The following is a 12,515-nucleotide window of genomic DNA, read 5'->3' as shown; positions in this document are numbered from 1 at the left end:
AACAATAAAATTCAAGTCCCTTCCCGTCGCGCGGCCGCCCGCCGTGAGAGCGCGTCCGCCGCCACGGCGGCCAGCAGCACCCCACCGGTGATCATGAACTGCACGGCGTCCTCCACTCCCAGCAGCCCCATGCCCGAGGCGATCGACTGGATGACCAGCACACCGAGCAGCACCGACCAGGGCGAGCCCCGCCCGCCGAACAGACTCGTCCCGCCGATGACGGCCGCGGCGATCGCGTTGATCAGCAGCATCCCGGACCCGGCGGCCCGGGCCGTCGTGGGGCTCGCCGAGGTCAGCCCCGACGCCACGAACAGCCCGCCGGCCGCGGCCATCGTCCCCGACACCATGAACATCGCGATCCGCACCCGCTCCACCCCGATGCCCGCGCGCCGTGCCGCCTCCACCCCGCCGCCGAGCGCGTACACCCGCCGCCCGTGGCGGGTGCGGCGCAGCACGTAGTCCGAGACGACCAGGACCACCAGGAAGATCAGCAGGGCCAGCGGCAGCCCCTGGAACCGGTTGAGGGTGCAGGCCGCGGCGAAGGCCACCACGGCGAGCAGTGCGGTGCGCAGCCAGATCACCGCGTCCGGCCGACGCGGCATCCCGGCGGCCCGGAGACGGCTCTGCCGGCGGCGGGCGGCCAGGAGGTACCCGGCCGTCCCCAGGGCCGCGACCGCGTACGCCGCCAGGTCGTCACCGAAGTGGCGGCTGGTCAGCGAGGCGACGAGCCCGTCCTCGTCGATGTTGAGCGTGCCGCTCGCGCCCAGCAGGTAGAGCGTCAGCCCGTTCCACACCAGCAGCCCGGCGAGCGTCACCACGAACGCCGGCACGCCGAGCCAGGCGAAGAAGGCCCCGTGGAAGGCGCCCACGGCCATCCCCACCGCCACCGCCACGATCACCGCGAGCCACTCCGTCATCCCCTGGTTGACGTTCAGCACGGCGAACGTGGCTCCCGCCAGGCCGCTGACGGAGCCGACCGACAGATCGATCTCCCGGATCAGCAGCACGAACACGATGCCCACGGCGACCAGACCGGTCCCCACGATGTCCACGCTGAGGTTGGACAGGTTGCGCGGCGAGAGGAACTTGTCGTCCAGCGCCTGGAAGACGATCCAGATCACGATCAGCCCGGCGACGACCAGCACCGGCCCGCGTCCCCCGTCGCGCACGGTCCCGCGGATCTCCCGCGCGTACGCGCGCAGGCTGTCCTGCCAGCCCCGGCCCTGCGGCTGCGCGGTGACCGGACCGGCCGGCCCGCCGTCCCGGTGCGGCCGGCCCCCGATCACGGCCACGCCTCCGCGTCGCCCTTCACGCGGTACGCCAGGGCGTTGTCCGCCGCCCCGGTGACGGCGGAGATGATCTGTTCCTGCGTCACGGTGCTCACGTCGAACAGCCCGTTGTTGCGGCCCAGCCGCAGCACGGCGACCCGGTCCGCGACGGCCTTGATGTCGCCCATGTTGTGACTGATGAGGATGACGGCCATGCCCCGGTCGCGCACCTCCTCGATCAGATCGAGCAGATGGCTGGTCTGCTCCACGCCGAGGGCGGCGGTGGGTTCGTCGAGCAGCAGGACCTTGGGCGCCGCCATCAGCGAGCGGGAGATCGCGACGGCCTGCCGCTGCCCTGCGGACAGCGCGGCGACCGGCATCCGCACGTCCGGGATACGGATGGACAGGGTCCGCATCAGTTCGCGGGCACGGCGCTCCATCTCCACCTCGTCGAGGATGCCGATCCGGTCGATCTCCCGGCCGAGGAAGAGATTGCCGACCACGTCGAGGTTGCCGCACATCGCGAGGTCCTGGTACACGGTCGCGATGCCCAGGGACTGGGCGTCGTGCGGGCGCTTGATGTGCACCGGCCGCCCCTCCCACTCGATGAGGCCGTGGTCGGCCGGACCGACCCCCGAGATCACTTTGATCAGCGTGGACTTGCCGGCGCCGTTGTCGCCCGCCAGGGCCACGACCTCACCGGCCCGGACCGTCAGGTCGACGTCCACGAGCGCCTGGACACCGCCGAACCGCTTGGTGATGCCGCGCAGCGCCAGCACGGGCGGACGGGCCACGGGGATCACCTCCTCACCCGGTGAGCCCGATCCGGTCGCAGTCCGGCCGGAGGTTCGGGGTGCAGATCTCGTCGGTGGTGTAGACGCCGTCCCGGACGAGCGTCCGGCCGATGTCGTCGCGCGTGACCGGGACCGGATCGAGCAGGATCGACGGGATGTCCTCGGTGGTGGGACTGTCCACGCTGGTGGTGGCCAGGGAGCCGACCTCGTGGCCGCGCGCCAGGGCCACGGCCATCTCGGCGGCCGCGTCGGTCTCCTGCCGGAAGGGCTTGTAGACGGTCATGTACTGCTCGCCCTCCACGATTCGCCGCACGGCGTCCAGGTCGGCGTCCTGGCCGGTGACCGGGGGCAGCGGCGCGACACGGGCGCTCTTGAGCGCCGAGATCACCCCGCCCGCGATCGCGTCGTTGGCCGCCAGCACCCCGTCGATCCGGTCCGGTCCGAGGGAGCCGATGGCGGCGGACATGTGGTCGTGCGCGTTCTCGGTGCGCCACCCCAGGGTGTCGTACGACCTGAGGACCCGCACCTGGTCGCCGAGCGCGGACCGGGCGGCGTTCTCGTACCAGGCCGCGTTGGGGCTGGACGGGTCGCCGTTCATCATGACGACGCCGCGGCCGTCGGCCCGCGCACGCATGCCCCGCAGGAGCGCCTCGCCCTGCAGCCTTCCGACCATGGCGCCGTCGAAGCTGACGAAACCCGAGATCGGTCCCTCGGCGAGCCGGTCGTAGGCGATCACCGGAATGCCCTCCCGCTCTGCGGCCCGCACCGAGGAGCGCAGCGCCTTGGGGTCGACGACGTCCAGGATCACGGCCGCGGCCCCTTTGGTGATCATGGTCTCCAGCTGCTGCCGCTGACTCACCGCGTCGTTCTCCGCGTTGGCGTACAGCACGGTGCAGTCGGAGCACAGCTCCGCCACCCGCTTCTCGATCATGGGTTTGTCGGACTGCTCCCAGCGGGGCAGCGCGCGGCTCGGCAGCAGCAGACCGACGGTCGTCCCCTCCCCGCTCTCCGGACCGTCGCCGCCGCACCCCGCCAGGGCTCCGGCCAGCACGGCCGCCATCGCCGCGACGGCCACCCGCCACATCCGTCCGTTCACCGCGGACCTCCCTCGCCGGAACGCCGCCGCCCCCGTCCGAAACCCCACCCGCGGGGCTGTGCGGGGTCGCGGGCGGGGGCGCGAGCGGAGAGGCGGGTGGGGGTGGCGCGGTTGAGGTCCTGGTCCGGGGGCTGGTCCGCCCTCTGGTCCGGGCTCTGGTCCGGGGGCTGGTCCGGGGTCTGTTCCTCTTCCTCGCGGTCCGCTATCCGGTCCCGGCCACGGCCCCGGTTGCGTCCCCCGCCCCAGCCGCGCGCCCGGGACCGGCCAGGGGCGCGCCCCCTCCGGAGCCCGGACCCGACCTCGGTCTCGGCTTCGTCGCTGGTCTCGGCTTCGTCCCCGGACTCCGTCCCGGCCATGGCTCCAGCGCCAGGCTCCATCCCGGCCCCGGCCCCGGCCCCGGCCCGGGCCCGAGGCGCCGGCTCCGTGTCCGCCTCCGCCCCTGCACGCACCCCCCGCTCCGGCTCCGTGTCCGCCGCCTCTCCACGCACCCCCCGCTCCGGCTCCGTGTCCGCCGCCTCTCCACGCACCCCCCGCTTCGCCTCCGCCCCTGCACCCGCCCTCGCCCCCGCTTCCTCCCGCGGCGGTGACACGACCATCTCGCTCCACACCTGCTTGCCGCCGCCGACCGGCACCGAGCCCCAGGCCGCCGACATCGCCTCGACGAGGAACAGGCCCCGGCCGCCCGTCGACTCCCAGTCGACGACCACCGGCTTGGCCGGCGTACGCGGAGAGGAGTCGCTCACCGTCACCCGCAGCCGGTCAGCCGCCAGGGTCAGATCCAGCCGGACGGCGCCCTGGGTGTGCACCAGCGCGTTGGTGACCAGCTCCGAGACCACCAGCAGGACGGCGTCCGCCTCGTCCACCAGGTCCCACGACCGCAGCGTGCGCGCGCTGAACCGGCGGGCGTGCATCACCGCGTCCGGCAGCCGCCACACCACCCAGCCCGCCCGTACCGGCCGGATCCGCATGCCGTCGTAGCGCAGCAGCAGCAACGCCACGTCGTCCTCACGCCGGCCGTCCTCGCCCAGCAGCCCGTCGGCCATCCGGCCCGTGTCGGAGGGGTCGGCCGCGGCGAGCGCCTCCCGCACCAGCCGCATGCCCTCGTCCAGATGCAGGTCCGCCGATTCCACCAGCCCGTCGGTCACCAGCGCCAGCACCGAGCCCGGCGCCAGCGCGAGTGCCGTGAGCGGGAACTCCGCGTCGGCGAGCACCCCGAGCGGCAGCCCGCCCTCGACCTCGACCTCCTCGGTGGAGCCGTCCGGATGCCGCACCATCGGAGCCAGATGCCCGGCCCGCACGAACAGCGCGTTGCCCTCCTCCATGTCCAGCTCGACGTAGCAGCACGTGGCGAAGAGGTCCGTCTCCATGCCTACGAGCAGCCGGTTGGCGTGCGCGACGACCACGTCCGGCGGATGCCCCTCGACGGCGTAGGCGCGCACGGCGGTACGCATCTGGCCCATGATCGTCGCGGCCCCGGCGCTGTGCCCCTGCACGTCCCCGATGACCAGGGCCACCTTGCTCTCCGACAGCGCGATCACGTCGTACCAGTCGCCGCCCACCTGCAGCCCGCGCCGGGCCGGCAGATAGCGGGCCACGGCGGTGCCCCCGGGCAGCCGGGGCAGGCGGCGCGGCAGCAGGCTCCGCTGGAGCATGGTCGCGAGTTCCTGCTCGGCGTCGTAGGCGTGCGCGCGCTTCAGGGCTTGGCCCACCAGCCCGGCGGTCGCCGTCAGCAGGGCACGCTCCTCGGGGGCGAAGGCGTGCGCAGCGTCCCAGCCGACCAGGCACACCCCGGCCACCCGGCGCTTCGCCGGCAGCGGCAGCACCGCGAGTCCGCCGGGGCCGATCCCCGCGAGGCCCGGTTCCAGCGTGGCACCCGCCGGCCACAGGCTCACCCGGCCGTCCCGCACGGCCGCCTGGAGCGTGGGCAGCGCGGTGACCGGCGCGTCGGGCCACTCAGAGCGCCACTCCGCACGCCACAGCTCCGGCCAGGAACCGGCCCCCGGCGGATCCAGCACCGTCACGGCCAGCCGGTCCTCCAGCAGTTCGGCCAGCGCGACCCGGTCGGCCCCCAGCGGCTCGCGCAGGGCGGCGACCACGACACGGCTGACCTCCCGCACGGTCGTCGCGTCGTCGAGCGCGGCCGTCAGCCACTGGATCCTGGCGACGTCACCGGCACCGCGGCGCAGCACGGGCGCCGCCGTGACCACGCCGAGCACCCGCCTGGGGCCGCTCTCGGGCCCCTTCAGCACGCGGCAGCTCAGGCGCAGCCAGCACAGTTCGCCGGTGGGCCGGCGGATACGGAACTCCAGCTCCCGGCGCCCCGGCGTCTGCGCGGACGGTTCGATGACCGACATCAGGGCGAGGACGTCCTCCGGGACGCTGTAGGAGAGCAGGGTGTCGGTCTTTCCGTCGAAACCGTCCTCGGGAACGCCGACCAGTTCGAGCAGGGCCGGGTCCGTCTCCACCAGCCCGGTGCCCGGGGTCAGCGCGAACGAGCCGACGCCCATCGCCCGCAGCCCGGAATCCAGCAGGGGCGACGGTGCGCACCGGTCGGCCTCGCCCCGCAGCCGCCCGGCGACGGCCTCGGCGTACCGCTCCAGGAACTCCCGCTGCTCGCCCCCGAAGCCCTCGCCCGCCTCACCCACCACGACCAGACACCCCAGCCACCCGCCCGCCGCCCCCAGCGGCAAAGCCCCGAGCGGGGAGGAGCAGCCCCTGCCCTCCCACGGGCCGACGGGCACGAAGCTCCCCAGCCACCTCGGCCGCCCCTGCCGGAAGGCCTCGGCGACAGCACCCCCGCCACCGGACGCCTCAGCACCCGAGCCCGAGCCGGAGCCGGAGCCGGAGCCGAAGTGGGGACCGGAGGGCGGCGAGCCCCCGCGACCGGACGCCTCAGCACCCGAGCCCGAGCCGGAGCCGGAGCCGAAGTGGGGACCGGAGGGCGGCGAGCCCCCGCCACCGGACGCCTCAGCACCCGAGCCCGAGCCCGAGCCGGAGCCGGAGCCGAAGTCGACATCGGGAGGCCGTGAGCCTCCACCACCCGACGCCTCACCACCCGACGCCTCACCACCCACACCGGAGCCCGAGCCGGTGCCGGAGCCCGAGCCGAAATCGGGACCGGAGGGCCGTGAGTCGGCCTGCGCCCCCGTCGTACTCGCGCCCGCACGCGCCACGGGCGAACCCCGATCGGCCGCCACGCCCGGGCCGCCGCCCCCGGTTCCCGGTACACGGAGGTGCCCCTGCGGCGACCCCGGTGACCCGGCCGCCACCGGCACGTGACGCGGCAGCCCCCACCGCTCCGGCTCGCCCCCGACCGATTCGACCACCCGGAGTTCCGTGCCGTCCTCGCTGCGGACGTACACCGCGGCAAGGGTCACCCCGGCGAAGGCCAGGACCCGCTCCCTGGCGGCTCGCTCCGGCGTGGGACGAGCCGGACCGGTGCCCCCGTTTCCGGGCGCTGCGGCACCGGGCGCTGCGGCCCGGTCGTCGCCGTCGTGGGACATGTCGCAGCCACCTCCCGTCCGTGCCGCGGCCACCGGCAGGTGGGAGTCCCGGAACTCAGGCGACGGCGACGCGGGCCCGGGGCCGGCGGCGCCGGGCCGCGCCGTCAAGGCGAGCCACGCCGCGCATGAGCGGCAGGGCACCCACACATCAGAATCGCACACCTTGACAAACCCGACATATGGCGCTGACGGCAGAGGCTTGGAGGGGTTCAGGGGAAACCAGGGGCGGAGGCGCACCCCCGCCCACCGCGGGGGAGGGGGGTGCGGCTCACCCTCCGCGGGCGCGGAGTGGGAGCTCCAGGAGGGCGGGTTCCGGTCCGCCGTCATGGGAGCGCTCCCACCCCGCGTGATGGGCAAGGTAGCGTCGTGCGGTGCGCTTGTAAACGCCCCGAGCCCCGGCAGGCCGACAACCGGAACGAGGACCCGTGGGCCGGGTGGTACGAGCCGCCGTCCGGCGTGTCCCGCGCGCCCCGGCCCACCGGATCCCGACGCGGCGGCGGATCAGGACAGCAGTTCGACCTCCGCCAGCGTCGCCTCGGCGTCGAGGACCAGGCGGTACCGCTCGTACGCACCCGGTGCGGCACCGAGAACGCGCGGGTCCGCCGGTCCCAGGCGAAGGACTCCCCGGAGCGCCGGCCCAGGGTCCGCAAGGTCTCACCGTCCGAGGAGCCCTGGAGCGTCCAGCCCGCCGGCGCCCTTCCGAGGTCCGGCGTCCCGGGGGCCGCCGACGGCATCACCCGGAAGGTCAGCCGGTCGCCCATCCAGGGGCTCGGCTCGTGGCTCGCGCTGAACGCCTGGATCGTCGGCAGGTTGTCCGCGTTGTTCGCCCGCGCGTAGTCGTACAGCCAGCTCAGCGAACCGGCGTTGGTCATGGGCGTCCAGAAGTTGAAGCCGTGCGGGACCGCCGTCGCCGGGAAGGTGTCGCCGCGGGAGATGCCGCCGCTGGAGTGGGTACCGCGGGTGGTCACCGCGTAGTCCGACAGGTGCGCCTTCGGCCGCCCCGGCGCGACGGACTCGATGCTCACGTCGTCCAGCCAGCCCCGGAACCTGGCCGGGCCCTCGGGGGAGTCGTAGGCCACCAGGATCCGGTCCACGGTCCTGCAGGCCGCGACCGAGCCGATCCGCGAGGCCACGTCGCTCCACTGGTTGACGTAGGGGACCTTGGAAGTGCCCTGCACCCGCGGGGTCAGCGGGAGGCCGTGCTGGTCGGTGGCGCGCAGGTCGCTCAGGAAGGTGCCGTCGGTGAAGGCCAGGTCGACGGAGACGTTCGTGGCGTCGTGGTCGAGGTCGCCGTCGGCCATCGACGGGAAGATCCGGTACGACAGCCGCGTGTTCCGGCCGACGGCCACGTTCACGTCGAGACGGGTGCGTCCCGGCTGGTCCGGGGCGGCGGAGAAGTCCCTGGGAATTGCCCGAACGGGTCGTAGTCCCCTTCGCTGGCGGTTGGGGCTTTCTCGCACCCAGTCGGCCGCGCGCCGCGGTTCCGACCCGTGCCACGGTGTCATGCGCGCGTGGAGAGCACGAACCTCGTCGCCGTTTCTGCGCAGCCGAAAGACCAGATGCTCCCAGGTGCGGTAGAGGGTGTCGACGCTCTCGCGGTCATCCTCTTCGTCACGCTGTGGTGCTGCAGTCGGTGAAGCCCCGCATGGCCAGCCGGTTTTGCCTCTCCGACCGTTCCGCAAGCATGTGCAGAAACGTGCGGGCGGAGGTGATCCGGTCGGGCTCCAGTTCGCTGATCAGGATCTGATCGCCGTCCGTTCCCGCGATGTCGATCAGGGTGCCGTCCGGGGCGTAGACAGCACTCGCACCTCCCGTTCGGCGGTCGGCTGGCCCGCCGACCGCATTGGCGAACACGCTGTAGACGGTGTTCTCCAGGGCACGGGCCGGCATGTAGACGGCGGCTCGGCGCTCGGCTCCGACGATGAACGCGCTCGCGCACACATAGGCGTGCGCACCGGAAAGAGCAGAGACTCCGGCGTGTGCGGCAAAGGACATGTCGTAGCAGATGGCTCCGCCGAGCCGCCAACCGTCAACCTCCCAGCGGCCGTCCCCGCCCGTGCCGGCAGTGAAGACTGCGGCTTCGTCCGAGTGCCAAAGATGCTGCTTCGTGTATCCGAGAGAGACCGAACCGGAGGGGTCGAACCCCAGGAGGCCGTTGACGAGCCGGCCGTCGGCACACCGGACCGCCGCCCCGGCCAGGACCAGTGTCCCCGTCCTCACCGCTTCTTCGGTCAGTGCGTCCAGGCGCACGTCGGTGATGGCGCCCGCTTCGTCGGCCGACACCTCACAGGCACCAGGATTGCCCACCAGCGTGGGAAGGTCGTAACCACACAGGTGGAGTTCCGGCAGGACGGCCACTCGCGCGCCCCGACGGGCGGCTTCGATGACCATCCGGGCCGCCCGCTCAGAGTTCCCGGTCACATCCGCCGGAGTTGCCTCCGCCTGGAGGACGGCGAGCTTGAGCGGGACGGTGGGGATGCCGCTTGGGGTGTGCACGGTCATCGGCCCTCCCCGATCCGAAGGAGATGGTTGTTGGATTTCATCGCCAATAGGGCCAGTTCGGGCATTTCGAGGACCTCTGTGCTGTTTCCCTGAGAACGTCCATGCCCTGGCGGTCGGCCACGAACGTGTCCGGCTCTCGCCAGGCAATGACCACCCGGGAAATACCCGCGTTCAGGATGAGTTGAGTACAACTCCAGGGCCGGGAGGCTCGCTCGGAGCAGGGCTCTAGGCTGCTGTAGAGAGTGGCGCTCTGCAGTCGTGCGTCACGCGGGTCGAGCTTGGCCGGTGCGGATTCCTCCGCGTGCACCACCGGATCGGACTCTCGACTATGGCCCCGGGACAATTCCCGCCCCGCAGCTTCGAAGATGACCGCTCCGACGCTGAAAGCAGTGTCCGACGAAGGACACAAACGTGCCAGGCGCGCTGCCTCGGCGAGCCGGAGCCTGTCCTTCTCCGTTATCGCATCCGTCATGCGGCAACTCCCTGGGGGTGTGGGGAAACGCGCGGAGCGCATTTCGTCCGCCAGGTCCTCTTCGAAGGACTGCGTGTGGATGCTGCCGCCTTCCTCGACCAGCAGACGGCCCACACCCCGCGCCACCAGGTCGTCCAGAACGGCACCGAGACGGAGGGGGACGCCCAGTTCCATGACCTCAGCCGTTCCCCGAAACGATCACTCATCCTGCCCGGGGCGGAGCCGGTGCAGAGGACGGCCTTCCGGCCGCCACAGTGCCAGAAGCGTAGGCCGGGGTCGAGGTCACCGCTCGCGCTGACCACTACCTTCAGTGGGTGCGCGGGAAGCCCTCGCTCCACTCGCGGTGTCCGGCGCTGCGCGGAGGCGACCAGCAGCCGCTGGTTGTCCTGGCGCAGAGTGCCGGAAACGATGAAGAGGGCATCGCGCTCTGCCCTTACCGCGTCGACACCGTTGAAGTCCTCCGCGCTTGACGACAGGCGACGCTCCGAAGACGTGTCGTCGATCACTCCGGGTCGGTGTCCGGGAGTAGCCGCGGCGACGACGAGATCCGGGCTCACACCGGGTCTCCCTCCGATTTCCGGTGTCCGGCTCCGGCGCTCGCCGCAAGTGGATCCTCAGAAGTGAGGGGCTTTTCGGCCATGACATCTCACCTTGTCCTTCGTGCATCGGAGCCGTGCTGCGTGTCGAGCCGGTTGATGCGGTACATGGTGCGCTCGAAGAGGGCGTCAGCGGTCAGTGTGGGAAAGCGCTGCGGCCTGTCCTGGGAGCCGGGAAACCGCAGGGGCGTCAGCACGGTCCACGGGGTCGGGTGACAGAACTGGACGATGGACAGCCGAGCGCCCTCCTGCTGAGGGTCGGCCACTACGCGATGGACCGCGGCGCGTGCCAGACCGTCGGTGAGCCGTTCCAGGACCATGCCGACGTTGACGATCGCGTAGCCCTCGGGGGCGTGCACCGGCAGCCACTCGCCGTCCAGCCCGAGCACCTGCAGGCCGGGGGAGGTCGCCCGGGGCAGTGCCGTGATGAGGTCGAAGTCCTTGTGCTCCACAGCCCAGGTGTGATCCTGCGAAGGCGCTCCCTCCATGGGGGGATACCAGGCGGCGCGGTTAACCACCGGCCCGTCCTGGAGCATCTCCTCGAAGTAGCCCGAGTGGACGTTCAGAGCCTCGCCGAGGACTTCGACGACCCGGACCTGGAACTCCTTCATGCGGGTGTGGAGTTCGGACATGGACTGCCCCATGCCCGGAACCAGATCGTCGGGCATGCAGGGGTCCGGATAGCGGGCGGGAAAGCGGGTGCGCAGTGGGTGGTCTGCGGGAAGCGGCGCTCCCCAGTGGAAGAGCTCTTTCCAGTCAGGGGTCCGGTTCGACTTCTCGGCTGTCTCCACCAGCGGCGGCGTGTACCCCGACTGCCCATTGGTGCCCGCAATCCGAGTGCCCAGCTTTGCCTCCATGGGAAGGGAGAAGAAGGTTTGCAGCAAGCTGTAGCACTCGTCGAGCAGGCCTTCCGGGACGGAGTTCCGGACCAGGAAGAAGCCGTCGCGGAGGGCGCTGCGCACCGTGACGGTGTCGGGCTTTCCACCGAGGCTTATTTCACGCAGCACGGGAGGTCCCTTCGCTCGAGAAGCACCGCCAGTCGGGCTCCCCGCCGGGAGGCGGCGGTTATCAGGCCGACTGCTCGCCGGGCGTTGCCAGTGACATCCGCAGGGGTCGCTTCGACCTGGAGGACTGCCAGCCGCAGCGGGGAGGAGGGCAACTTCAGCGCGGCGTCCTTCACGACGTCGCTTCCCGACGCAGCAGGCGTGCGAAGCCTGGCTTCGCCCCGTTGCGTTCCACCTTGATCCGCGCCCCGGCGAGCGGCGGAATGTCCTCGGGAAGCGGTAGATCAATCAGGAAGTCGCCGTAGTCGGCCGAGGGATGCTCCCCCAGGTCGACTTCGGCCCCGGTCGCGCTGAGCAGGCTCACCCGCCAGAGGTCGGCCCCTTGGGCCGCTGGGCCTGTGGCTGTCACCCGCAGTGTGCCATCCGGCAAGATCTGTGCGGCGGTGGCGACGGCAGTGCGCTGCACGCGTTCGCCGAGGGTGTGCATGGGACCGTGCTTGACCAGCGGCCTGCGGTCGATCTCGGAAACGTGCGCGGCCACGACCTCGCCCACGAACATGGTGTGGACAGGGAAGGGGACGGTGTCGCGCAGTACGCATTCCAGGGCGACCAGGCCGCCGTCGACCCACGGGGTGCCGGTGGCTTCAGGTGCACCGAACGCGATGAGCTCGCTGCCGGTCTTGTCGATCTCTGCGAGTGAGAAGCTGCCGGCGAAGTCGGCAAGTTCGGCCTGCTCCTCGGAGCACAACGTGAGACTGAACTCGCCGCTCAGCGGGAGGAGCTCCCGGGACCGCGCTCGAGGGCTGAGGACCACCGCGGCGTACAGCGGATCCTTGTTCACGAAATACGACCATTCCGCTGACATCACGTTGGCGCCGTCGTCGTGGCGTACGACCACGAGGCCGATTGTGCTCGTGGCCTTCTTCCACAGCTGGCCAGGGACTTCCAGGGACACGCGTACCGCCCTTATTTCCTGCGTCGATCCGGCTCGTGGAGCCGTTGGTGATTACTCACTTTAATCTCGCATCTGCGAGGCGACGGCGAATATTTTCAGCCATACTCCTTCCGGAATCAAGTGTTCCGCCGGGATACCCGAATCGGTCCCCAGATAAGCAGGCGACAGGCAGTGATGTACGTCACATCCCAACCGCTTGCCATCCCTGGATAATTCGTCATTCTATTGATCGACAGCAATGGAGACCGAATTCTGGAAGGGGGTGTTCTCGCATGAAGAAGCCGATCCGTCGCAACGTGTTTGCCAACAAGTGATCTAGGTGGTC

At 71.5% G+C, this 12,515-nt stretch carries 6 protein-coding genes and 3 pseudogenes; all 9 read right to left on the bottom strand.

From position 1 onward, the window contains the following. Positions 1–11: 11 nt before the first annotated feature. Complete coding sequence (locus ACFW6P_RS22645; RefSeq protein ID WP_386424467.1) at positions 12–1,292, bottom strand: sugar ABC transporter permease; 1,281 nt, start codon at positions 1,290–1,292, stop codon at positions 12–14. Further along, entirely contained in the window at positions 1,283–2,062 is a 780-nt protein-coding gene (locus ACFW6P_RS22640) for an ATP-binding cassette domain-containing protein (RefSeq protein ID WP_386424465.1), read from the bottom strand. The genes ACFW6P_RS22645 and ACFW6P_RS22640 overlap by 10 nt, the downstream gene beginning before the upstream one ends. Positions 2,063–2,075: 13 nt before the next feature. Then, complete coding sequence (locus tag ACFW6P_RS22635) at positions 2,076–3,158, bottom strand: sugar ABC transporter substrate-binding protein (RefSeq protein WP_386347646.1); 1,083 nt, start codon at positions 3,156–3,158, stop codon at positions 2,076–2,078. Positions 3,159–3,735: 577 nt separating this feature from the next. Continuing rightward, positions 3,736–5,959: pseudogene (locus ACFW6P_RS22630) on the bottom strand (SpoIIE family protein phosphatase); the annotation flags it as partial. A 1,397-nt stretch (positions 5,960–7,356) separates the two neighbouring features. After that, positions 7,357–8,019 (bottom strand): annotated as a pseudogene (locus ACFW6P_RS22625) (glycoside hydrolase family 92 protein); the annotation flags it as partial. 253 nt (positions 8,020–8,272) lie between these two features. Next, positions 8,273–9,163 (bottom strand): carbon-nitrogen hydrolase family protein, encoded by an 891-nt coding sequence (locus ACFW6P_RS22620; RefSeq protein WP_386347649.1) that lies wholly within the window; start codon positions 9,161–9,163, stop codon positions 8,273–8,275. Then, a pseudogene (locus ACFW6P_RS22615) lies at positions 9,160–10,192 on the bottom strand (dihydrofolate reductase family protein). Before ACFW6P_RS22615 ends, ACFW6P_RS22620 begins: the two are co-directional and overlap by 4 nt. 89 nt (positions 10,193–10,281) lie before the next feature. Then, positions 10,282–11,193 (bottom strand): isopenicillin N synthase family dioxygenase, encoded by a 912-nt coding sequence (locus ACFW6P_RS22610; protein WP_386424462.1) that lies wholly within the window; start codon positions 11,191–11,193, stop codon positions 10,282–10,284. Positions 11,194–11,407: 214 nt separating this feature from the next. After that, on the bottom strand, positions 11,408–12,190 hold the full coding sequence (locus tag ACFW6P_RS22605; RefSeq protein WP_386347655.1) for a flavin reductase family protein: 783 nt from the start codon (positions 12,188–12,190) through the stop codon (positions 11,408–11,410). Positions 12,191–12,515: the final 325 nt, after the last annotated feature.

Origin of the sequence: Streptomyces sp. NPDC058741, assembly GCF_042746715.1 — a bacterium.
GTDB lineage: Bacteria > Actinomycetota > Actinomycetes > Streptomycetales > Streptomycetaceae > Streptomyces.
Note: the sequence above shows the minus strand (reverse complement) of the source record. Positions and strands in the feature narration are given on the sequence as shown.